Source organism: Streptomyces sp. MMBL 11-1 (assembly GCF_028622875.1).
Lineage (GTDB): Bacteria > Actinomycetota > Actinomycetes > Streptomycetales > Streptomycetaceae > Streptomyces.
The window spans coordinates 363,747-383,757 of the sequence record NZ_CP117710.1; the positions used below are offsets into that span (position 1 = coordinate 363,747).

The 20,011-nt window shown below is 70.6% G+C and carries 25 protein-coding genes and 3 tRNA genes; 16 read left to right on the forward strand and 12 right to left on the reverse strand.

Annotated features, from left to right (window positions below; genetic code table 11):
- Positions 1–46: 46 nt before the first annotated feature.
- The 3 genes from PSQ21_RS37115 to PSQ21_RS37125 form a co-directional block, all read right to left on the reverse strand.
- Positions 47–313: a hypothetical protein gene (locus tag PSQ21_RS37115; protein WP_274036650.1), complete on the reverse strand. Its 267-nt coding sequence runs from the start codon at positions 311–313 to the stop codon at positions 47–49.
- A 59-nt stretch (positions 314–372) separates the two neighbouring features.
- Positions 373–645 carry a hypothetical protein gene (locus tag PSQ21_RS37120; protein WP_274036651.1) on the reverse strand — a complete coding sequence of 91 codons (273 nt, stop codon included), beginning with the start codon at positions 643–645 and terminating at the stop codon, positions 373–375.
- A 105-nt stretch (positions 646–750) separates the two neighbouring features.
- The gene (locus tag PSQ21_RS37125) at positions 751–1,362 is read right to left on the reverse strand and encodes a DUF262 domain-containing protein (protein ID WP_274036652.1); all 612 of its coding nucleotides are present in this window, start codon (positions 1,360–1,362) and stop codon (positions 751–753) included.
- A 474-nt stretch (positions 1,363–1,836) separates the two neighbouring features.
- On the opposite strand from PSQ21_RS37125, the gene PSQ21_RS37130 reads away from it, so the two are divergent.
- From PSQ21_RS37130 to PSQ21_RS37150, 5 genes are all read left to right on the forward strand, one after another.
- On the forward strand, positions 1,837–2,031 hold the full coding sequence (locus PSQ21_RS37130; RefSeq protein WP_274036653.1) for a hypothetical protein: 195 nt from the start codon (positions 1,837–1,839) through the stop codon (positions 2,029–2,031).
- A gap of 62 nt (positions 2,032–2,093) precedes the next feature.
- On the forward strand, positions 2,094–2,693 hold the full coding sequence (locus PSQ21_RS37135) for a hypothetical protein (RefSeq protein WP_274036654.1): 600 nt from the start codon (positions 2,094–2,096) through the stop codon (positions 2,691–2,693).
- Between the two features lie 132 nt (positions 2,694–2,825).
- On the forward strand, positions 2,826–3,197 hold the full coding sequence (locus tag PSQ21_RS37140; protein WP_274036655.1) for a hypothetical protein: 372 nt from the start codon (positions 2,826–2,828) through the stop codon (positions 3,195–3,197).
- A gap of 313 nt (positions 3,198–3,510) precedes the next feature.
- The gene (locus PSQ21_RS37145; RefSeq protein ID WP_274036656.1) at positions 3,511–3,888 is read left to right on the forward strand and encodes a hypothetical protein; all 378 of its coding nucleotides are present in this window, start codon (positions 3,511–3,513) and stop codon (positions 3,886–3,888) included.
- Between the two features lie 835 nt (positions 3,889–4,723).
- Positions 4,724–4,897: a hypothetical protein gene (locus tag PSQ21_RS37150; protein WP_274036657.1), complete on the forward strand. Its 174-nt coding sequence runs from the start codon at positions 4,724–4,726 to the stop codon at positions 4,895–4,897.
- 422 nt (positions 4,898–5,319) lie between these two features.
- Here PSQ21_RS37150 and PSQ21_RS37155 read toward each other — a convergent pair whose 3' ends face one another.
- The 3 genes from PSQ21_RS37155 to PSQ21_RS37165 form a co-directional block, all read right to left on the reverse strand.
- Complete coding sequence (locus PSQ21_RS37155; protein WP_274036658.1) at positions 5,320–6,039, reverse strand: hypothetical protein; 720 nt, start codon at positions 6,037–6,039, stop codon at positions 5,320–5,322.
- A 93-nt stretch (positions 6,040–6,132) separates the two neighbouring features.
- Positions 6,133–6,537 carry a hypothetical protein gene (locus tag PSQ21_RS37160; protein ID WP_274036659.1) on the reverse strand — a complete coding sequence of 135 codons (405 nt, stop codon included), beginning with the start codon at positions 6,535–6,537 and terminating at the stop codon, positions 6,133–6,135.
- Entirely contained in the window at positions 6,513–7,121 is a 609-nt protein-coding gene (locus PSQ21_RS37165) for a hypothetical protein (RefSeq protein ID WP_274036660.1), read from the reverse strand. The genes PSQ21_RS37160 and PSQ21_RS37165 overlap by 25 nt, the downstream gene beginning before the upstream one ends.
- 419 nt (positions 7,122–7,540) lie before the next feature.
- Here PSQ21_RS37165 and PSQ21_RS37170 point away from each other — a divergent pair.
- The 7 genes from PSQ21_RS37170 (at position 7,541) to PSQ21_RS37200 (ending at position 10,195) form a co-directional block, all read left to right on the forward strand.
- A tRNA-Ala gene (locus tag PSQ21_RS37170) sits at positions 7,541–7,615 on the forward strand.
- A gap of 116 nt (positions 7,616–7,731) precedes the next feature.
- A tRNA-OTHER gene (locus PSQ21_RS37175) sits at positions 7,732–7,800 on the forward strand.
- A gap of 228 nt (positions 7,801–8,028) precedes the next feature.
- Positions 8,029–8,100, forward strand: a tRNA-Arg gene (locus PSQ21_RS37180).
- A gap of 274 nt (positions 8,101–8,374) precedes the next feature.
- On the forward strand, positions 8,375–8,878 hold the full coding sequence (locus PSQ21_RS37185) for a hypothetical protein (protein WP_274036661.1): 504 nt from the start codon (positions 8,375–8,377) through the stop codon (positions 8,876–8,878).
- A gap of 187 nt (positions 8,879–9,065) precedes the next feature.
- Complete coding sequence (locus PSQ21_RS37190) at positions 9,066–9,377, forward strand: hypothetical protein (protein WP_274036662.1); 312 nt, start codon at positions 9,066–9,068, stop codon at positions 9,375–9,377.
- A gap of 108 nt (positions 9,378–9,485) precedes the next feature.
- Positions 9,486–9,944, forward strand: a complete 459-nt coding sequence (locus PSQ21_RS37195; protein ID WP_274036663.1) for a hypothetical protein — start codon at positions 9,486–9,488, stop codon at positions 9,942–9,944.
- Positions 9,941–10,195 (forward strand): hypothetical protein, encoded by a 255-nt coding sequence (locus tag PSQ21_RS37200; protein WP_274036664.1) that lies wholly within the window; start codon positions 9,941–9,943, stop codon positions 10,193–10,195. The genes PSQ21_RS37195 and PSQ21_RS37200 overlap by 4 nt, the downstream gene beginning before the upstream one ends.
- 822 nt (positions 10,196–11,017) lie before the next feature.
- Here the strand turns inward: PSQ21_RS37200 and PSQ21_RS37205 are convergent.
- On the reverse strand, positions 11,018–12,280 hold the full coding sequence (locus PSQ21_RS37205; RefSeq protein ID WP_274036665.1) for a competence protein CoiA: 1,263 nt from the start codon (positions 12,278–12,280) through the stop codon (positions 11,018–11,020).
- A gap of 301 nt (positions 12,281–12,581) precedes the next feature.
- On the opposite strand from PSQ21_RS37205, the gene PSQ21_RS37210 reads away from it, so the two are divergent.
- Together PSQ21_RS37210 and PSQ21_RS37215 are read left to right on the forward strand one after the other, a co-directional pair.
- Positions 12,582–13,046, forward strand: coding sequence for a hypothetical protein (locus tag PSQ21_RS37210; RefSeq protein ID WP_274036666.1), 465 nt, complete (start codon positions 12,582–12,584; stop codon positions 13,044–13,046).
- 149 nt (positions 13,047–13,195) lie between these two features.
- Positions 13,196–13,555 (forward strand): hypothetical protein, encoded by a 360-nt coding sequence (locus PSQ21_RS37215; protein WP_274036667.1) that lies wholly within the window; start codon positions 13,196–13,198, stop codon positions 13,553–13,555.
- A gap of 252 nt (positions 13,556–13,807) precedes the next feature.
- Here PSQ21_RS37215 and PSQ21_RS37220 read toward each other — a convergent pair whose 3' ends face one another.
- Positions 13,808–14,401: a hypothetical protein gene (locus tag PSQ21_RS37220; RefSeq protein WP_274036668.1), complete on the reverse strand. Its 594-nt coding sequence runs from the start codon at positions 14,399–14,401 to the stop codon at positions 13,808–13,810.
- A 411-nt stretch (positions 14,402–14,812) separates the two neighbouring features.
- Between PSQ21_RS37220 and PSQ21_RS37225 the strand changes: the two genes are divergently transcribed.
- Positions 14,813–14,935: a hypothetical protein gene (locus PSQ21_RS37225; protein ID WP_274036669.1), complete on the forward strand. Its 123-nt coding sequence runs from the start codon at positions 14,813–14,815 to the stop codon at positions 14,933–14,935.
- A gap of 198 nt (positions 14,936–15,133) precedes the next feature.
- Here PSQ21_RS37225 and PSQ21_RS37230 read toward each other — a convergent pair whose 3' ends face one another.
- Positions 15,134–15,607, reverse strand: coding sequence for a hypothetical protein (locus PSQ21_RS37230; RefSeq protein WP_274036670.1), 474 nt, complete (start codon positions 15,605–15,607; stop codon positions 15,134–15,136).
- Positions 15,608–16,080: 473 nt separating this feature from the next.
- Between PSQ21_RS37230 and PSQ21_RS37235 the strand changes: the two genes are divergently transcribed.
- On the forward strand, positions 16,081–16,518 hold the full coding sequence (locus PSQ21_RS37235) for a hypothetical protein (protein ID WP_274036671.1): 438 nt from the start codon (positions 16,081–16,083) through the stop codon (positions 16,516–16,518).
- Between the two features lie 832 nt (positions 16,519–17,350).
- On the opposite strand, the gene PSQ21_RS37240 is transcribed toward PSQ21_RS37235, so the two are convergent.
- From PSQ21_RS37240 to PSQ21_RS37250, 3 genes are all read right to left on the reverse strand, one after another.
- On the reverse strand, positions 17,351–17,740 hold the full coding sequence (locus PSQ21_RS37240) for a hypothetical protein (protein ID WP_274036672.1): 390 nt from the start codon (positions 17,738–17,740) through the stop codon (positions 17,351–17,353).
- Positions 17,741–18,205: 465 nt separating this feature from the next.
- Complete coding sequence (locus PSQ21_RS37245) at positions 18,206–18,370, reverse strand: hypothetical protein (protein WP_274036673.1); 165 nt, start codon at positions 18,368–18,370, stop codon at positions 18,206–18,208.
- 319 nt (positions 18,371–18,689) lie between these two features.
- Complete coding sequence (locus tag PSQ21_RS37250) at positions 18,690–19,214, reverse strand: hypothetical protein (protein WP_274036225.1); 525 nt, start codon at positions 19,212–19,214, stop codon at positions 18,690–18,692.
- Between the last annotated feature and the right edge of the window lie 797 nt (positions 19,215–20,011).

Genomic DNA, 20,011 nt, shown 5'->3' on the forward strand with positions numbered 1-20,011 from the left:
GAAGTCGCGAGTTGGGGATGCTGGACGGCTATGGGGCCGCCCTGCGTCAGGTCAGGTCCCGAGCACCTTCGGGTACGGCCGACAGGGCAGTGCGCATGGCGTCGTCGATCTCCGTGCTCAGGTCGTGGAGCGCGGCGTGGCGAGCGACCGTCACGTCATGGTCGGAGCCGTCCATGGCGAAGTCAGTGGGGCTCAGAGGCTGCATCGAGTCCCAGGTCGAGTTGGTGACGGCGAGGAGAGCCGCCCGGCACTGCGCCAGCGTGGCGTTGGCGATGAGGGCGTCGATGTCCGGCTTGGGGGCCTGGGCGGGCATGGTTCCTCCACTGTCTTGGATTCGGGGGATCGGGTCGGCCACCTGGCCGGTCGGCGGCGTCAGATGACGCGCATCCCGACGAGACGGGGGCCGGTGTCGCGCACTCCGCACCACTCGTCGGCGCAGTCGGGGCACAGGACGTAACAGCCGCACTCGTCGCGGTCCAGCACATGCCATCCGGCGTCCTGCGCTTCGTGTTCGCCGTCGCCGTCCTCGAAGAACGGGGACTGCCTCGGGCACTGATCGCAGGTGATCCGCTCGTACTCCGTCACGTCCATCGGGTGCACCGGAACGAGAAGCGGGGCGGTGGTCTCGGCGATCAGAACGGTCAAAGCGCGTCTCCCGGGAGAGGTGGGGCGGGTTGCTTGCCGGGGCTGATGCCCGCCCCGACAAGAACTAATTTACTCTATAGGCGCGCGACAGTCAAATCTGTGTTGTCATTCGGTGTTGACTGCGGTCCGGACTCGCTCGGCGTTCGCCATGCTGGCGGCCGACTGGGGGGAGCCTCCGCCGTTGACGACGAGATAGAACGCGGCCTCGTCCGCTTCGGTGGCGCACTCCTTGGTCTCGCCGACGAGCAGCGAGCAGTACCGCTCCATGAACCTCACACCCTTCTCGGTGAGGCCCGAGTGGCGGACGTAGGGGCCGTCGTCGGTGTCCTCGGTGCGCCCGACGTGGTCAGCGGGAAGCCAGGAAGCCGGGATGGTGAACTCGCTGTTGAACCACATCACCGCCGTGGTGAGGCGCTGTTTGCCGTCCACGCAGGCCCACAGCGGCTCCCCCGGCGTCTCGTAGGGATCGCGGCCGGGGTTGGCTGCCGCCCAGGCCGAGTTGCAGCGGTCGGAGAGGATCACGACCCCGGCCGGCCTGCCCAGAAGCCAGGTGTGGACGAGATTGATGCGCTGATCCGGCGTCCATACGTCGCCGCGCTGATAGGACGGGTCGAGCGTGATCTCGCCTTCCACGATCCGGCGGGCGAGCCACTTCGCGGACTGGAAGGAGGGGGTCAGGCTGATGTGGTCGAGCGGCGCGGCTGTCTGGCGGGTCATACGTTCCTCGGCGAAGTCGTGTCCCCTTCGGGGGGCGGGGTGTGCAACGCGGACGTACGGGCCGCGTCCGGGCTCGATAGGCGGGGAGGCCGCACCGTAACGTGCGGAGGGCCGGGGAGGCGTAAGCCCTGGCCTGTATGAGTGGGCGGCGCAAGGCCCTGTCGAAGGGCGGGGTCAATGGTCCGCGCGCCCTGGGCCGGGTGCTTGCTCCAGGGCCCATCCCTCGGAGCCCGCAGGCGCTAATTTACGCCTACGGGTGCCGTCAGGTCAATTGTTACGCGTCATTCAAGCCCCGCCGAGGCGGCGTTCGTCGCCAATGACATGGAAGAATTGACACAATCAAGCAATGTGAGTAAATTAGGTCCTTAGTTGCTCTGCCTCCTCGCGACGGCGAATCCGCCGCTGACCCGACACGGCTCGCCGAGGCTTCGTCCAGCTGCTCCGAGCGCGGAGCACTCAGCAGGAGGTACTTCAATGGCTGCCCAGACCACTTCCCGCGAGACCGTCTACCTGCAGTGGGACCGTCACGGATTCATGACGTCGGTGGTCGAGTTCCCCGCCGGCCACGACTGCGAGCTGATCGAGAGGTGGCGTCGCCGCGTCACAGCAAACGGCGGCTGGCCGGTCGAAGCGGGGAGCCCTGCACCGCTCACGACAAGCGGCGGCTGAGCACGACATGTTCAGCCAGATGGCATCGCCTCGCAGTACGCCCTGATTCTTGGAGGAGCCCCATGAGTGACGCCACCCGCTGCGCCCACTGCCTCATGCCCGCTGAAGCGGACTCGGCCGGCATCGCGGCCGAGCACGACTTCCCCTACGCCGCGTACAACTACGGACTGTGCAAGGGATCGAACAAGCCCACCCTTGCAGCACCAGCCACTCCGCCCGCCGTCTGGGGGGACGACAGCCGCCGGTTCGTTGAGATCGGCGTGCTGCCCTCTCCGCTTCCGCGCGCCGAGAGGGCAGGGTGGACCATCACCGTCAGCGGAGTCCGCTTCACGCACTTCTGGCACTGCTGGAGCTGCCGCAAGCCGGTCCACGTCGCCACCGACGGCGGGGTCATCAGGGCGGGCTTCGACTCCAAGGGGCGCTTCTTCGAGACGTCCCGGCCCGGTCGCCGCGCCACCTACGTCGGACCGTGCCCGAATGGCTGCGGCACCCAGCTGAGCCTGGGCACCGGCAGGTCCGGCGGCGAGTCTCACCCGCTTCCCGTGGCCGAGGGGCGCACCGTCCTGAACCGCGAGTGGGAGATCCTGCGCCACGACCTCGGCGTACACACTCCCGAGATGACAAGAAGCGATCTGGCGCGGCTGCGTCCGACCACCGGGTGACTCCACCCGCGCCCGCCCCCGGCCCTGCCGCTGAGGTGGCCTCACGTGCCGGCTCCAGGCTGGCGCGCCGAGGGCGGGATACCTCTCCGAACTCGCCTTGTACCCAGTTCCCTGACGTCCCCTGGAGCCTTCATGCCGTTTCACCAGATCCACCCCTATCCGGCCTGCGACCCGGGGTTCCGCCTCGACATCGACGGCCGAGCCCGATTTCTTCATGCAGGCTTCACCGTCGACATCCAGGTGCGCCCGGCAACTCACGAGGACATGCCGCCGTCCGTCAGCGAGGTGCCCTCCTTCGCCGTCATGATGATCGGCACCATCACCATGGAGGGCGCCGTGCTGTGCGAGGTGTCCGAAGCTGCCAACGAGCGTGAGCCCGCCCGCATGCGCGAAGCCCTGGAGTCGGCTCTCTCCCGCGCGGTCGAGGAGGCTCGACGGGCGGTCGAGAAGATGGTGAAGCGTATCGAGCAGATCGACCGCGAGCAGCGTTCCGCCTCTGGGTGACAGCGCAGGCGCACGACTGTTCGACATGTAAAAATTGACAACAGCACACGTTCTGGGTAAATTAGTTTCTGTTGGTCGGCGCGCTGCGACCGTCCTCGCCGGAGTGCCCGCCCCCCCCGTAGGGGCCTCCACCACCTGGCGGACCCGGGCGGGGCGACGAGGCGCCCTCGGCGTAGCCGACCAGTCGCCCGGTGCACACCGGCCGAGTCCAGCCCGAGAGCCCCGGACTCCGTAGCTCCCCGAGCCCGACAAAGATCCAAGCCGCAGGTCCGAGCTTCCACAACATCCCGCCACTGCCCGAGGGGTTACAACCATGAGCCGACGAAAGACCAACGACCTCACGCTCCGGACGCCTCTTCCCCCCGTCCCGGGCGTCGGCGCCCTCGGCATCCGAGTCACGTACGCCACCAACGCCCCGGCGGGCTGGACGGTGGCACTGCTGCGGCTGCCCAACGACTACTACGTCGCCATCGGCCACAACCCGCGCGAGCAGTGGGCTGTGGCGTTGCATCACTACGTCGTCCAGGGCACCCGCGTCGTCGACCCCCGGCCGCTGCGCACCGATCCGTTCACGGGCACTTCTGCGACCTACGGCATCAAGTGGCCGTGGACGGACGGCTACGGAACCGCCTCCGTCCTGCGCGCTCTCGCCACCCTCGATCCCTACATTCAGAAGCCCGAAGCCTCCTGACCCCCACGGTGCCCGACCGTTCACCGAACCGGTGGACGGTCGTGTCCCGCTCCCCTCTCGTCCACGCTCCAAGGCCCGAAAGGCCTGGGGAGGCAGCGGCCCCTAGCACAGGGCCGTGTGCTGTTGCGCAGGTTCGAATCCTGCCGTGGGCGCTCACGCCCACGTTCCCGCCCCACCCTGGGGCCCTCACCAGGCCGACGCCGTCAGCCGGCAGAACCCGTGGCCCTTCAAACTTGCTCGTCCGAGGACGCGCTACAGGTCAGCCCATCAGACACACGGTCGCCCGCACAGCCAGACCGGGTGCGCCTCCCCGGCGCGACCAACGGCACCTGAAAGGCCCGCTCGCATGCAACCAGATGGACGGACTGTCCGAGACGAAGATCCGCGGCGGCGGACCGTTTGCAGGCTCTGCGGCAGCGGCCGCCTGATCCCGTATGACTACCGGCCGGAGCCCACTCGCCGTCAGGACTCCAGGCACTGCTTCGACGGACTGCGGAAAGCAGACCATCACTGCGTCACGACGTGCTTCAAGACCGGGCTGTTGTGTCTGAACTGCAGGCTGTTGAATGACGTTTCGTGAGTGCTCGGAGCCCACCCGGACCAAGGCAACACGAGCCCGCGCCGAGTCCAAGGAGAACTGCTCATGACGAGAACCGAGTACGGCATCGCCTCTGCGTCCCGCTCCGGCGACATTGAACCACTGGGCCGGCCGACTGGGCCCTGAAGCTGCCAAAGAGCGCCTCGCGGACAGCCGTGCCGCCTGGCCGGACGTGCATCTCGTCCAGTGCACCGGCGACACGTGGCAGACCGCCACCGAGGCAGAGGAGGACTGACCATGAGCGGCATCTACGACGATGGTGCAAGCTACGGCGCCGACCTGGGCGCCGATCTCGCGCAAGACCCCTCGGCCGACCCGATCTATGACGACGTCGACTGGTACGGGCCTCCCAGGGCAGCGCGGACGGCGACCGCTGCGACGGAACAACGGCCGCCCCTGCCCGCGCCGTGACCGCCCGCGGCCCCGCGCACCACAGTGACTGCGGGCCCGGGCCGGCGAGCGGCACGCCGATCCGCTGAACGCGCCGCGGGTCACCCCGCAGACCGCTGCCCGTCTCTGGCGAGCGGTGTGTGACCGCCACGGTCAGCGCTCCGAGCTGTGCATCCGAGCGGGCGGTAGGCGATACGGCACCGCGTTCCAGGCCGGCGAATCCCACCGCGTCGGAGATTCGGCAGGGGTTGGTCGTTTCACCGGCCAGGGAGGACTGGCCGCCGATGACCCGGCGCCTCCGCGCCCTGGGCGCCCAGAGGCTGGCGCACGAGGGCGTAGAGCGCGGCTTCCCTCGGCGCAGGGGCGACGGAGGCTGAATCATGCGGATGCTGGCGACCCGGTACACATGGACTTCTCGGACCCCGTGACAGGCTGGCGGTTGGTCAGTGAGGGGGCTGGGTCAGGTAGACGGTGTAGGTGCCGGGCCTGTCAGGTGAGGTGGCAGTCGCGGTCGCCCCGTGCGGATCGGTCTCGACGTGGCTGATCCATGCGAGCAGGCGGAGTTCGGCGTCGTCGGCGGTGGGGGCATCGAGGCTGTAGACGGTGGTGGCGGTCTGGTCCTCACCGATGGCCGTGTCGGAAACCTTCTCGACGTTCCATCCGTCGTCGGGAACGGCCGGAAGAGGACCCGCCGGGAAGGTCGTTCCCCTGCGCGGGTAGGGCCTGTACAGGACCGCCCACCACTCGTCCGTCTGGCGTGTGGTGACGAGACAGGTCTGTGCTTCGCGGTTGCGCCCGGAGTGCTCGAACTGCATCAGGACGTCCTGCAGAGTGGCTCTCAGCTCGTCGGCACGGGCGAGGTCGGCTGTCGGGCTGACGCTCCGGTTCAGCTCCGAACGAGCGGATTCGATGGCGCATGTCGTGGGGTCGGGCGCGGGGCGAGCGGTGGGTTCGCCATCGTGGCCGATGCCTGCGGTGGTGTCCCCGTCGGCGAGGGTGTCGTGGCGGCCGAGGATCTCGTCGGAGACCTGGTGGCGGATGTGCTGCTCAATGGCTGGCCAGTAGTGCGCGAGGAGAGCCGCAGCCTGGTCCTGGGAGAGCGCCGGCCCCGGGGCGCTATAGGTGAGCTGGGTGATGTGGCTGGGGATGCTATCGGCGTGCACGGAGTTCTCCTGGTGGTGAGTTGACGCGGATGTCGCCTCGGGAGCGCGGCAGGAAGGATGGTCGCAGCCAGCCGCACGGGCTGACGGGTCCGGCTACCAGCGGGGGCCGGTGAAGACGATGACGGGGGCCTCGTCGCGCGGAGGGCATTCGCCGTAGGGCTGCTGGCACAGTCCCCGGCAGTGGCGGCAGTCTCCCGAGGTATGCGTGCATGGAGTGCCGCACGGGTTGCCGGTGCGTGCGCGGACGAGTTCGACCTGGTCGGGCCAGATGCCGCCATCGACGCCGAGGAAGAACAGCAGGCCGTCCTTCTTGCATATGACGGGTAGAACCTCCCCCTGGTGCTGGGGGTGCAGGATGCGGACGGTGTCGCCGGCGTAGTAGCGCAAGGTGGTGCCCTCCGGGAGCTTGGTCGATGGGTGGTCGAGGCAGCCGTTGTGCGCCGCCGTGCTGGGCTGCCTGCGGCCGGTCTCGGTCAGATGAGACCGAGGGTGGGCCACATCATCAGTGTGCTGAGCTGGATGATGCCGTCGGGGTGGCGTTCCAGGAGGTGGGGCTCCTCGGCGAGGGCGCTGTCGTCGAGGCGGATGCCCAGGGCCATGCGGGGCAGGTCGTGCAGCGGGTGGTCGTCGATGTCGACGATGGTGGCGTACCAGTCCTTCCCGGTGAGGTAGACCCGGTCGCCGGGTTCGGCCTGGTCGACCAGCGCCTGGCGGAGGTGGTACTCGGCCTGCTGGTACGGCTTGAGGACCTGGTCGGCAGCGCGGAAGAGGAGCGCGTCCTCCTCGGTTGCGCCTTCGCTGTGCAGGGTGTTCTCCAGGTCGGCGAGCTCGTCGAGCTTGTCCAGGTAGCCGGGGAAGATCGGAGCCTGGCCGCCGATGGACAGCAGATCGACGTGTTCACCGGATATCGCCTCACCGCCCTTGATCGCGGGGAGGGCGGAGGTGAGGACGGCGGTGCGCTGGCCGTTGACGTCATAGACGCGTCGAACGACGGCCGGTCGGCCAAGGTGATCGGTGACGTCCTTGCCGAGCCATGTCGAGTCGGAGACGACGCGAGCAACGCGAACGAGTTCAGCGGCCATCTGAGAACCTCCCGCAGGGATAGGTGAACAAGCCCTAATTTACTCTCAGGGGCGTGATTAGTCAATTATTACCTGTCGTGTGTGCGCCGTCGCGACTCGCTGGGCGTCAGGTCTGGCGATGTGTGCCAGCGGGCGGTCAGGGGGTATCCGTGCCAGCGAGCGCGGATGATGCGGCATGGCGCGGAGGCTCGGGCCGTTCCTTGGCGACCCTGCCGGCCTGCACGGTCGGCCGCCGCTGGCCGATTCGTCCGCGCGGAGGTCTGGGGTGCGAGCGGCCCGCGGCGCAGGGGCCTCGAAGCGTCAACGACAACTCACAATTGACACAGGGGGCGGCTGTGGGGTATTCTTTAGGTGTTGGGAGAGAGCGATCGGCTCCCCAACGTCAGACGTTGGGGAGCGGCCGATCCACTCCGTCTGACCGATCCGTAGCTCAGGTTGGCGAGAGCGGCCCCCAAGCCGGGGGAGGGCCAGAGGTTCGATTCCTCTCGGATCACGACGTGTTGGTGCAGCAACTCCCAGAGGCGACGTCCTCGATTGGTGTACCAGCACACAGAACGGACCTGCCCGGCTGATCCCCGGTGCGGGTTGAAGGAGGGGGGACGCTTCCTCTGGATCGGTAGCTCAATTGGCAGAGCAACCCTGCGGGGTTGGATACGGGTTCGAGTCCCGTCCGGTCACGACGTGCCAGCGATGCGGTGAAGTCTCCCCAGGCCAATCCGACCCGCAGGCACTCGTCGCCCGCAGCTCCTGGGGAGGAGCAGCGGGCGGCCCCGCCCCGGCCGGGGAAGGCGACGAGCAAGCCCTTCGGGCCCCATCCGACCCGATCCCCGGCCGGGGCGGGAACCCAGGCCCGACCGAGCAGCCCCGCCCAACTCGCGAGCGCGGTGGGCCCCCGGGCAGTACCCAAGCTTCTGTCGTCCAACGGAGAGGACACCGGACTACGGATCCGGAGATTGGGGTTCGAATCCCCCCAGGAGCACCGCCACCCACCACACCCACCAGCACGGCCGCGGGCCGCCGTGTAGGGAAGACCAGGGCCTCCGACGCAGCTCACCACGTTCCGGAGGACCGACAGCAGGACCGGCCTACTGACGCGCCGCCCGGCGGTGCCCAGAGGCGATGGCCCCAACGCGGGCACGATCGCCAAAAGTTGCTGGCCCCGACGGCCTTACTCCTCCGGGGCCAGCAGCCTCCTTGACATCCGACAGCGGAGAGAATTCATGGCCCACCTGTCCACCTTGCCCATGACCGGCATGGAAGTACCCCACACCCGCTACAGGCTGACCGGTCTTCAGCAGACCGAACTGCGTTGCGGGGTCGCGTTCAGCGTGAACGTGAGGGAGGGCCGAGCCCTCTTGGGTGTCATCGAGAATCACGGCAATGGCGGGGACACCTGGTTCAACGCGGTCAGCTTCGACATCCGGCAGGCCATGAGGGACTTCGTCGCCTCCTGCCGCTGGAAGGGCAAGCCTGTCAGCGAGGAGGAGGTGTACGAGCACCTGATCGACGAGTACGACCTGGCGCGGGCGGCCAAGCGCTGCGCCCGCACGCGCAAGAGCCTGCTGCGGGGGCGGGACGCTGAGGGGTACATGGTGCACAGCGTCGAGGCGGACGTTCCCTCGGTCTGGCTCGCCCGGGGCGACTACCCCTACATGAACCAGCTCGCCCGCGAACTCCGCGAGGAACAGCCCCATCCCGCCTCTTGGCAGGTATGGGATGGCGAAGCGTGGAAGGACCTCCAGCTCCCCAGCCGCTGAACTCCAGCAACACCCCGACCGGTCTGCGGCCCCTCCCTGACCACCGCTCGTCCGCTCCGTACGGCGACGATCCTTCGCCGCCGCATGCACGTACCCATGCCCTGTGCCGACTCCTCCCGACGGCCACCTGATCACCCACTACCTGAGGAGCGCACAGGTGGCCCCCTATCGCTGTCGACCGAATCCCATGCTTGCCGCCCCCATCGTCACTCTGCCCGCCCCCATCGCCCGCCACCTGTGCGCCGATCTCCTGAGCCGGCCCGAACCGCTCGGTCAGCGCCTGGCAGCCCTCCTCGCCGACCAGATCTTCCCCGGCGATACCCGGCACACCGTGACGCTGCCGCCGCAGGCCCTGGAGGTCCTGCTCAGCGTCCTGCTGGAGATCTCCATCGACTTCGCCGATGACCTCTCGGCCGAAGCCTGTGGTTTCACCGAAGCCGACATTCACGAGGTCATCGACCTCCACCTCCACCACTACGGCCCCTGCTGGGACTGGTGACCGCTGGCTCACCGGCGTGGAGCCACACCTGCCCCGCCCGCCGCCCCGGACCGTGCTGCGGGCCCACATGTTCGGCCCGTCGACAGACTCACTGCGAGGAGATCCGTATTGCATCGTGTGATCGACCGACAGCGTCAGCAGAAGCCCCTGCCCGAGTTCAGGAAGTTCCGCCCCCACCCGGCGGGAGACCGTCAGCAGCGAACGACCGTCCGGGACCTTTTCGGTGTCGACGGCTGGTTCTTCGACCAGGACGCCGACACGATCTCCCGCCCGTGGGCCTTCGCAGTGCTTCACCTTCCCGGAACGTGCACGCCTTCAGGGCAGGGGTGGGCGGTGCGGGAGGTTGAGGGTGACCGCCGCCAGTACGGGCCTCTCGCGTATACCCGCCGCGACGCGGTGCAGGGAGCGCGACAGTACGGCCCTCTCACGACCAGCCGCCGGACTGCAACACCGGGAGCAACCACCGGCCACCTCGTGCGGAAGCCCACTGCGCTCGTTCGTGCCGAGATCCGGGGGCAGAGGTACTGCACGTTCGCTGTGCCTGTGCTCTGCCCGAAACCTCTGTGAAGGCCGAGTTCACCGACCTCGCCAGCGCCGCCACCTGGCTCGACGAAACCCCCTGGGCCCGGTGGCGCTTCTGCCCGAGCACACCGAGACGCATCACCTGGACCTGGAGCAACAGCGACCACCCCCGGAGCGGGACTATCTGGGGCACCTGCCGCCACCACACCGGTTGGGCCGCCATGGAGGTCATCGACGACCTCGGCGGATACCCGAGACTGTTCCTTCGAGATCTCACCCCCGACGCGATCCGTTGAATGCTCGGGGACGTCTCTCCGGCCACCGCCGCGCCAGGTGACTCGGCCATGACGTCCCGCACGGAGTGCGACCTAAACGTCCGTGGCCGCTTCGTGCTCCTCGAAAGGCACCAGCCGTTCTAGGAGATCCCGCGGACGCTCGTCCGACGACCGCAGAGGTGAAACGCGTACTGAAACGCACCTCGCCAAAGAGTGAAACGCGACTCCCCGTTTCAGCGCTGACCTGCGAGAAAACGTCCGAGAGGACGCCTTCACCTTGTGAAACGCCCACGACCATTGATGCCCCGCAGCGTCACCGAAGCGTTGATGCCGCGCCCGGTGGATTGCCGGAGTCCCGCGCGGATCTAGCTGTGTGCGGGGGCTTGCGGACTGGGTGGTTGGGTTCCAGGTACGGCAGCCGCCGCGGTCGTGCGCGTGCATGGGCCGGGCGGCCCGCCCGGCCACGTGCGAGGAGCGCGGGCGGGCTCCGGTCCGGATTCTTCCCTAGCCCACCGCGGCATCCGGTACCGACAGGCCGAGTAGTTTGACCGGCCTATCGATCCGCTCGCGGCGTGCCCTTGTGGGCTGCGGGTGTGCAACTGAGTGGGGCCTTCGGAGGGCGTGCGCGGGTGAGTCGTGTCCGGCCGAGCTGTTGAGCCCGCCGCGGTTGGGGTGGGGTTCGGTGCCCTCCGGCAAGAGGATCCTGCGCCGAACCCCGCCCTGATGGAGCCCGCCAGAGCGACAGGGGTCAACCGTTGTGCCGTCGGTGCCGGGTCGCTTCGCAGCGTACGGCGGGCGTTGTGGCCGGCGCCAGCGTGCGGCCGGTACTGGGACGCTTGTGCATCAACTCTCGCGTCCGGCAGGGCTCGCTGCTGGGGGGATGTGTTCGAAGGTGGTGCGTCGGGTGTGGGGGTTGAGTACGGCGACGCGGAGCGGGGCCGTGGCGGTGGTGCGGATGCGGGCGAGCCAGGTGTGGTCGGGGACCAGGATGTCGAGGTTCTCCGGCCAGTGGGTGAGCGCGTGCGGGTCGGGGCAGACGACGGCGGCCAGGGTGAATCCCTTGTCGCTTGCCCGGGTCCGGGCGTGGACCGAAAGTCCGTTGCCGTAGCGGGAGCTCTGCTCTCCGTAGACGATCGCTTTGCCGGAGGCGGTGCGGACGAGCTGGGTGAAGGTGTCCCAGGCTGTGGGGTCGAAGCCGGTGTGCTGGAAGAATCCTGCCAGGCGCTGGAGTTCGGCCTGCCGTTCTTCGTGCTCGGCCTGACGGTCCAGGGCCCGCTGCTCGGCGCCCCGGCGGCGCCGGCCGGCGGCCGCGATCTGGTCGCGGCGGCGCTGCGCTGCGGCCTCCTGGCGGGCGGCTTCGGCTTCGGCTTCCATCCGGGCACGCTCCAGGGCCCGTTGTTCGTAGGCGGGCGCCGTCCACCACACCGTCCCGTTCGCCGCCGTGTGGACGCGTACCTTCCCCTGGAGGATCCATGTGAGGGCGTCCCCGAGCGGGCAGGTGATGTGCTCCCACGTGGCTTTCGCCTTCAGGGTGCGGGGTGCCCAGGTGTAGCGGGCCAGCCCGTGCCGCACCGTCCAGGCCTTCTCTCCTCCGGCGGGGGCGCTGGCTCTGAGCGTGGGTACGGCGCGCACCCAGGGGCGGTCCTGCAGGCTGACCCAGCACACCGCGACCCCGTCGCGCGCGTAGCGGTCGGTGCGCATCCGGGCCTCGGTCGGTGTCATCGGAGAGAGCTGCGCCTCCAGCGCCATGAAGGGCCGACCCTGGTCGTCGAAGACCAGGACGTCGGCCCGCCAGTCTCCTGCTTCACTGGTGACTTCTAGCTCGGCCCGCCATCCGGCCGCCCGGGCGGCCATGGCCAGCTCCAGCTTTAGGTAGTGGTGCTCCGGGGACTCATTAGCCAGTTCGCAGTCCGGCGGCCGTACCTGGTGGTAGAAGTGGTGCACTCCGTGCTGGGAGGCCCGGGCGAAGACCCTCCCGCCGCACTCCGGACACACCAGCCGGAGCCCCTTGACCCGGTGGACTTCCACCCAGGTGCGCCCACACCCCAGATCGTCCAGGGACACGTCCATGCGGCCCCAGACCGGATGCACAGCGGTGTAACCCATCAGCCCTCCAGACCCCGTCCGCATTTCAGTGTCGCCGCCCCAAGGCGGACCCGGGGCCGAACGCGGAAGACCAACTGGTCCTGTGACGTGCCGCCGCGTCGTCCCGCCCTGCCCGCCGCCCGCCGCCGTCCGCCGTGTCCCCGCCACCGCCGTCCGCCCCGCCGCCCGCGCCGGACCCGGCGGGCCTTCGCGTCCTGGCGGTGGCAGTTTGGTGGTGGACGGCGGGGCTGGGCGCCGGCCTGCCGACCGGCGCGCTCGCCGCCGCCGGTGACTTCGCCGGTACCGCCCTCGACGACACGGTGTGGCTGCCGTTGGCCCGCCGCAGCGCCGCCCACACCCCGGCCCGGGCCTGCGCTGTCAACACCGCACTCGACGCGCCGCCGCCCATCCACGCGACAACGACGCGCTGCTCCTGGCCGCGCACCTGCTCACCCGGTCCGCCCTCGCCCCCTGGCACGACATCGAGGTCCGCGTCCATGCCCGGACCTGCTCCTGGCCGCCGAGGCACAACCCGCCGTCGAGCGCCCGGCAGCCACCGAGCGGCTGCGCCGAGCGCTGGTCGAGGCCGGGTGGGCTGCGCCCGTGCCCGGGCGACGTCGTCGACCAGCTGACCTCACCGGCCCCCTGGGGGTGGGCGGCAGGCACCCGGCGCAGGACCGCCTCGGTGAACATGGCCGGGCTCGCAAGGCCGAAGCCAGGCAGCCGGCCGGAGCGCACCGTGCGACGGGGTGCGCCGCTGTGGGGCCGGATCTGCAGGGCGGCGTGACGCGGCCCTGGCCGCAGCGCAGCCTGGCCCGCCTCTGCCTCGCGGTTGCCCCGGGCGGGGAAGAATGGCGTCTGACACCTCAACCGGATCTGAAGCGGCAGCGAGCGGGTGCCCGCGCCTTCGGCTCCGCTGCGCACCGGGAGACCTGCATGGGCCGCTGCATCCTCAAGGCGACACGGGACGATGACCTCTACCTGGAGTGGTCCTCGATCGTGGACGCCTGCACCTTGGTCGGTACCCGCGCCGAGGTCCTCGCCTCGGGTCGCCATCGGGAGGACGCTCTTGACCGTGCGGACCGGACGGGCACCTCCGACCGCGTGGCGCTCCTGGGCTGCTGGGACGACAACCACCTCGGCGTCGGGACGACCGAACACCGGCAGCAGGAGGGCCCTCTCCTTCTCGATCGCGCCGATCTTGCGGCGTTCGCCCGGCATCTCGCCGACGGCGACTCCCGGCAGGCGGAGATGCTGCTGATGCCTGATCCCGAGCGCTGGGACGAGGCAGGCTGACACCGCCCCGGCGTCCGCCCGCCCGCTGCTCCGCCGCCCGGAGTCGTCGGCGCCCGGCCAACCGGCCGCCGCCCCGGCCGGAGCGCGCCGGGCAGCTGGGTGCGTCTCCTCGAGCCGGACCCGCAGGGCGGCGGGGTGCAGCCCGGCTCGGGCGGCGGGCCCGACCCTCTGTCGCTCAGCCGACGGGCACCCCGAGCCTCCAGCTGTTCGCTGGTGGGCGAGGAACGGACCGGGGGCGGTGCCCCCGAGGGCCTATGACTCCGCTGCGTCCCGTTGTGCCCGCTTGTCCCGGAGCCACGTGCGGGGGCTGACCCCTGCCGGTCGTTCGCTCTCCCACTGCACCTCGTCCGCGGCCTGTTGGGCCTGGGCGGCCGCGTGTTCGGTGGCGAGGCGGGCGTGGGTGAGGGCCTTGGCGACGGTCGACAGGACGGCGGCGGCGAACCTGGGGTCGGCCCGGTCGGCGACCGCCACGGCGAACGCGGTGGGGAAGACCATGTCCGGCCGGGGATTGGTCATTTCCCAGACGACGTGCCCGATGCCGTCCACGGTGTTGGTCTGGGTGACGAGGAGGGTGGCGTGGGCGCGGATCTGCCGGTACAGGGCGGTGCTGTCGGGGTGGTCGCGGTCGAGGTGGTCCTCGTGGCCGACGGTCACGTGAACCTCGTACCCGGCCCAGCTGAACCGGGCGGTGCCCGGTGGGGTGAGCCGTACGTCGGCCAACGCGGCGCCGAACGCGAGCGGTTCGCTCTGCCGCAGGCCGGGGTGTGCCGCGGCGAGCGCGGCCACGGTCTCATCGAGAGCGCTGGACGGGCTGGACAGGCTGGACGGGGCGGTGTCTTCGGGCACGGCGGGCCCTTTCTGCAGTGAGGGGACGACGGATGCGCACAGGGCCGCGACCGGTGGTCGGTGCGGTTCGCTGGTGACGCCGTCCCCGCGCACGCGGGGCAGAAGGGCCGGGGTTGCCCGGTCGGCACCAGGATGCCAGGTGACCGCCGGTCGCGAGGCCTCTTTCGTGCACATGCCGGCCCGGCACCCCCGGGGCTCGGACGGGTCCGCCCGCGTGCTCCAGCCCGCGGCGTAACGTCCCCCGTCCGGTACGGCTGGCAAGGTGAACCCCTTGGCGCTTGCCCGGTCCCGGGCGTGGACCGGAAGGCCGTTGCCGTAGCGGGGGCTCTGCACTCCGTAGACGATCGCGTTGCCGGAGGCGGTGCGAACGAGCTGGGTGAAGGTGTCCCAGGCTGTGGGGTCGAAGCCGGTGTGCTGGAAGAATCCCGCCAGGCGCTTGAGTTCGGCCTGCCGTTCCTCACCCTCGGCCTGCTGGTCCAGGGCCCGCTGGTCGGCGCCCCGGCGGCACCGACCAGCGGCCGCTCCAAGGCCTGATCGATGCGCTGGAGCCCTACGCAGCCGAGCGCACGCAGTCTCGGTCGGAAGACCGTCCGAACGAGCTGCCGGAGCGGGCGGTGCGCGTGGAAAAGGAACAGCAGTGAGCGCCCGGCCTGGCAGACCCGCCGGATCGTCGTCCGGGAACGGTTGCGGCGTTCGGCCGCCGTTCGGTGAACAACGGCGAATTCGGGGGCGTCATACGGACGGGCAGCGGGTGAGCCACTGGCGGACCTCGTGTGCTGTGCCGCTGATCGCGTTGCGGCCGGTCTCGGTCACCCGGTAGCCCACGCGGGCGACGCACGTCTGGAAGACGTCGCCGTCCGTGTTCCGGCGGGCGATGAAGAACTCCCACGCCCGGGGGCTGACGCGGGCCGCGAAGCCCCCCTGCGCTTCGGTCTGTGTGATCAGGGTGGCGATGGTCCGGGGGACCGGTCCGGCCTCGGGCTGAAGGGCCGGGATGGGGGCGGGCGCGGCGAGTTGAACTTGGCGGCGCTTGACCGGGGTGTCCGTCCAGGTGTTGTGGCCGTCGCTGTCGAGGAGGGACAGGAGCAGGCTGTCGTGGGCGGGCCGCCAGCCGGTGGCGAAGCCTTCCCGGCCGTCGAGAGGGCCGCCTACGATCCGGACGTGCGACCGGTTAGATGCTGCGTGCGTGGCCTGAGTGATGTTCATGACGCCTCCGTACTCCGGCGGGCGCCCCTCGGAACCCGATGCGACTAATTTACTCCCCACGTGTGCGCCAGTCAAATTTGAGTTGTCAAAACTCGGCGGGGAGGCCGGGATTCCGATGACGGCTGAGCTCTGGGGGCCTGGAAGCCCTACTGCCCGGGATGAGCCGCCCACCGCCGCTCGCCCAGCCTTGGGGAGGGGCTGTTGGGCCTCGGCGCCGACGGCCGGCCCGTGCTGGACGAGCACAGCCGACCTTCCGGCCCGGTCTACGGACCCGACGCCGTCGAGGCGAGACGTTCACCCGCCGCCGAACGTGGGTGCGCGGCACCTGGATCAACGAGCACCTTCCGCCGCGCCCCGGCCAGCCGGCCGTCTACGCGCTCGACCCGCGCCTTGCCCGCACCGCGCTGGAACCGGGCTGACGCCCCGCACCCGGCCGGTCACCCGGTTGAGGCGATTGCGGGAGAATACCCGCCATGCCTCTCCACTACGAAGTCCCCGAGCCGTTGAGGGTCCCGGATGCCGAGTTCGACGAGAACCACATCGCTGTCCTCCTCGTGGTCGGAAACCGCTACGGCGGACAGTGGAAGGTCGACGTGCTGTCCCAACGGGAGCGACCTGGCGAAGTTGCTGTGCTGGGCACCATCGAGGCCTTCCACGACCATCAGCGCGACGACCTCACTGACAGCCCTCGGTATCCTCAACTTGGCCTCGACACCGCTCTCATCTGGCTTCTTGCCGAGGCCAAGGAGAAGGGCTGGCGGCTCCTCAGCTGGGAGAATGTGAGCGACCAGGTCCCCGAGGATGCCCGGAAGTTCACGATCGGCGCCCGGGTCGCGCTCGGCGGTGACCAGTTCGTTCCGGCTCCCGCAGTGGTGTACGCAGACGAGGCCCTCGGCATCAGCATGAGCTGAGCCGGCCTGCGCAGCCCCCACAGCGCCTCGGGCTACCCGCTCCCGGGCGATCGCGCTGCGGGCATCCGCTGGCGCCGACGTTGCCCCAGGCCGCGGGAGAGTCTTCTGCTCCTCCAGCGCGGTGCCGTCTGCACATCACGGGCCCGTACGGGAAACCGCGCCCGAGCCGGACGCGTTGGGTCTGGGGCGGCGGGCCTCGGCTGAGCCTGCCCGCGGGGCAGCCGTGAGACAGAACCCGAACGTGCAGCGCGGCTCGTCTGCTCCCCCATAGTCCCGGACCGGCGTTGAGCCGGCCGGGGCTTGCTGGTTCAGTCGGCGAGTTTCGGGGTGGTTCGGGTCAGTTGCGGTCCGCGGCGTAGACGGCCGGCTGGCCGGGGCGCGGCGGAAGGTGTCCGTTGGTCCAGGTTCCCGTCACCCGGGTGCGGCGGCGGGTGAACGTGACGGCATCGGGGCCGGAGGGCCGCCGTGTTCGTCGAGGAGGTGGACGCGGGTGTTGCGGGTGTAGTGGGCGCGGCGCCTCTCGCGGTACTGCGCGGGCGCCCTGCCCGACGGGTTCGGCGTGCTCGGCGATCCGCTTTCGCGGTGAGCTCGGCGACGGGGTCTGGGAGCTGTGCGGCGGTGGCGGGGTTCTGCGCCCTCCGGCAAGAGGACCACGCGCCGAACCCCGCCACCGCACTCCCAGTGGAGCCCGTCATAGCCGTCAGGGGGACGAAGCGTCCTGCCGCCAGTGAGGGGGCTCCCACAGCGTAGGGCGGGTGACTCGGAGACACCACCGCGCGGGCGAAACTGGGACGCATGCGCATCAACTCCCGCGCTCTGCCCGGGGCGGGGGTCATGGTGTCGGCGGGGAGTCTGGGCGGTAGCGGGCCGCGGTGATCGCGAGTTCGGTGTCTGTGCGGGTGATGAGGGCGAGGGCGGCTGTGGTCCGGGGTGCCTGTTCGTGGAGGGCGGCCCATACCCGGATGTGTGCCGTCAGCCGCGGGTCCTTCAGTGACGTGTCCGGCTCCGACAGGGACAGCTCGTACACGGAGGCGGGGTCGGCGAAGTTCGTCAGGTGCCACAGCTGTTCGGCGGTCATGGGCTCGTCCTGGCGGGCGGTTTCGAGCGCGGCCGCGACGGCCGGGGGGTGTTCGCCGTCGGGGTCGTCCAGGACGGTTTTCACCACGAGGTGGAGGTCATGGGGATCGATGAGTACCGCTTCGCCGAAGTCGAGACCGAGCACAAGGACCACTTTCTCGGGCGATCGTGAGGATGGTGCGGGGCTGGAGCCGGAGCGGCGAGTGCCGCAGTCCGTCCCTGCGCTGAGAACGAGGCTCGGCGGCAGTCGTTACGGAGCCGAGCGCCGCAGAGCGGGTCGGTTGCAGGTCACGTGCACGGACGGGCTACCGGATTGTTCGGTTCGAGTCCGGGCGGGCGCGGGTCCGCGGGCTCTACGGGGCACCGGTGGACACCGAGAGGCCGCCCGCCGAGGGGTAACTGCTCCCGCTCGGCCTGCCGGTGGTCGACGAGGTCCTGGCTGCCGCGCTCCCGGGCTGGAGTGGCCGGTCAGGTTGCGGAATGGTGACTGCGCGGTGCGGTGGAGCGCTTGTTCTCAGAGGCTGGGCCAGTGCCGCTCGACTGTCGGGGCGCCCCGGCAGCGGGGGCCCGGCCGTCGGGGTGCCGGCTGTTCGCGCGCGGGATGGGTTGGTCAGGGCAGCAGCATGAGGAAGGACAGCGTGGCGGCGGGTACGGCGATGACCAGGCCCGTGATCATGGGTGCGGCGGATCGGTTGGTCCAGCCGTGGAGCGCGATGAAGGCGCCGAGGAGGAAGGCGACCAGCCCGGAGTACGCGATCACGTCGGTCGGGGCCATGAGATTGGTCCTCTCAGAGGCTTCGGGTGGGCTTCGTCCACCCGGGGATGTGGCCGTTCGGCCCGCGGCGCTGGATACCGGTCTGCCGCCCGGCGCGCTCGCTGCTGCTCCCGGCCGGCACGCCGGTAGGGCTGCTGCTGGCGGAGATGTCCGGTGGTGTTCGGTGAACACTACCGAACACCGCCGAACACTGTTGAACAACGCCGCCCCGCCGCTGTTCGCCGGCCTGCGCCGCCGTCATGCTGCGCCCCGCCCCACGGGGCCCGGCCCCGGTGCGTCCGTACGATGGCCGACCCCGGGGTGGCGGGGCGCGGTCCTCTCAGGGGCCGGGTCGGTGCGGTTGGGTGGCGGGGGCGGATGTCCGCTGCCGGTGGCGGGGGCCGATGCCGGGCCATGCGGGGAGGCCGGGCGCGGGCAGCGGTGGCCGGCCGGCCTGTTCGGCGTTGTCGGCCAGCAGTCGGGCGAAGTTCGCCCGGTGTTCCTCGTTGCCGTGGTGGCCGCGTTCGACGTCGGCGAGGACCTGCCGGAGCGGGTGGGTGCGTACCTCGATCCGGCCGCGGTGGGTGGTGTGCTGGTGGTGGGTGAGGATCTCGACCCAGGACCAGGCGTCCAGGCCGCGCGCGAGCGCCAGGCGGTCGATGCGGTCGGCCAGGGGCCCGCTGCGGTCGGTCCAGGACGCGTACAGGCGTACCCTGCCGTCGGGTTGGGGGATGTCGGTGCGCACCAGGGTCTCGGGCCCGGCCGCGGCGAGCGCGTCGGCCACGACGGCTTGTTCGACCGGGCCGCGCCCCTCGGCGGGGGCGGGGGCGGGGTCGGTCGCGGGTGGGGCCGTGTGGACCGGCACGGGCAACTCCAGCAGGCAGCGGCGAGAAGGGGGTTGAGGACTCCGCCTCCTCAACGCTGAGCCGGCTGGACGGTTACGGTCCCGGGCCCGCCGGGCTCCGCGCTGGGCGGGGGTCATGCGGCGGTAGTGGGGCTCGAACAGGCCGGTGGTGGAGGACGATCTGGTGGGCGTGGGGCGGGATCGCCCGCTACAGGATCGGGATCCACCGCCGCCTCGGCGACTCCGGCACCGCCCTCGCCCGCCCGGCTGCCCACCGCCGAGCGCCGCGCCCGCACCGGCACCGTCCGCTCCCTGCTCGGCGCCGGCGGCGCGGCCGGGCCCTCGCCGGGTTGCGCCTGGACGGGCTCGCCGCCGCGCGGGGGGCCGCCGGCCCTCCGTCCGCTCGGTGGTTGCACCGCGCGCTGGGCTGTGCCCCGGAGGGCCGCGTGCTGGCCGCACCTCACGGCGCGCACTGTGGTGTCCCTCGTGTGACCTGCGCGGGAAGCCGTGAGCCCCGGGTGTTCGGTGGTGTTCGGTGAACTCCGCCGAACACGGTTGAACACCCCCGCCGAGTTGCTGTCCACCCCGCCGCGTCGCTGTCCGCCGTTGTCCGCCCCGGTCCGCCCGGTCCGCCCGGTCCGCTCCGGGCTCGGCGTGGTGCCGGCCGCCGTGACCCGCGTCGCCCGTCGCGCTGTGTCCGGTCGACGTCCGCCGTCGGCGTCTGACGGCCGGTTTCGTGGGGCCGGGTGCCGGTGGGGTGTTGCGGGTCCGGCATCACGGCCCGCGGGCCGGGGGTGTTGGCCGTTCGCGGGGTGGGT

Excerpts from the sequence above, each read along its gene's own strand:
- PSQ21_RS37115 (WP_274036650.1), bottom strand. The coding sequence starts at position 313 with ATGCCCGCCCAGGCCCCCAAGCCGGACATCGACGCCCTCATCGCCAAC.
- PSQ21_RS37125 (WP_274036652.1), bottom strand. The coding sequence starts at position 1,362 with ATGACCCGCCAGACAGCCGCGCCGCTCGACCACATCAGCCTGACCCCC.
- PSQ21_RS37130 (WP_274036653.1), top strand. The coding sequence starts at position 1,837 with ATGGCTGCCCAGACCACTTCCCGCGAGACCGTCTACCTGCAGTGGGAC.
- PSQ21_RS37135 (WP_274036654.1), top strand. The coding sequence starts at position 2,094 with ATGAGTGACGCCACCCGCTGCGCCCACTGCCTCATGCCCGCTGAAGCG.
- PSQ21_RS37140 (WP_274036655.1), top strand. The coding sequence starts at position 2,826 with ATGCCGTTTCACCAGATCCACCCCTATCCGGCCTGCGACCCGGGGTTC.
- PSQ21_RS37145 (WP_274036656.1), top strand. The coding sequence starts at position 3,511 with ATGAGCCGACGAAAGACCAACGACCTCACGCTCCGGACGCCTCTTCCC.
- PSQ21_RS37150 (WP_274036657.1), top strand. The coding sequence starts at position 4,724 with ATGAGCGGCATCTACGACGATGGTGCAAGCTACGGCGCCGACCTGGGC.
- PSQ21_RS37165 (WP_274036660.1), bottom strand. The coding sequence starts at position 7,121 with ATGGCCGCTGAACTCGTTCGCGTTGCTCGCGTCGTCTCCGACTCGACA.
- PSQ21_RS37185 (WP_274036661.1), top strand. The coding sequence starts at position 8,375 with ATGGAAGTACCCCACACCCGCTACAGGCTGACCGGTCTTCAGCAGACC.
- PSQ21_RS37190 (WP_274036662.1), top strand. The coding sequence starts at position 9,066 with ATGCTTGCCGCCCCCATCGTCACTCTGCCCGCCCCCATCGCCCGCCAC.
- PSQ21_RS37205 (WP_274036665.1), bottom strand. The coding sequence starts at position 12,280 with ATGGGTTACACCGCTGTGCATCCGGTCTGGGGCCGCATGGACGTGTCC.
- PSQ21_RS37215 (WP_274036667.1), top strand. The coding sequence starts at position 13,196 with ATGGGCCGCTGCATCCTCAAGGCGACACGGGACGATGACCTCTACCTG.
- PSQ21_RS37230 (WP_274036670.1), bottom strand. The coding sequence starts at position 15,607 with ATGAACATCACTCAGGCCACGCACGCAGCATCTAACCGGTCGCACGTC.
- PSQ21_RS37235 (WP_274036671.1), top strand. The coding sequence starts at position 16,081 with ATGCCTCTCCACTACGAAGTCCCCGAGCCGTTGAGGGTCCCGGATGCC.
- PSQ21_RS37245 (WP_274036673.1), bottom strand. The coding sequence starts at position 18,370 with ATGGCCCCGACCGACGTGATCGCGTACTCCGGGCTGGTCGCCTTCCTC.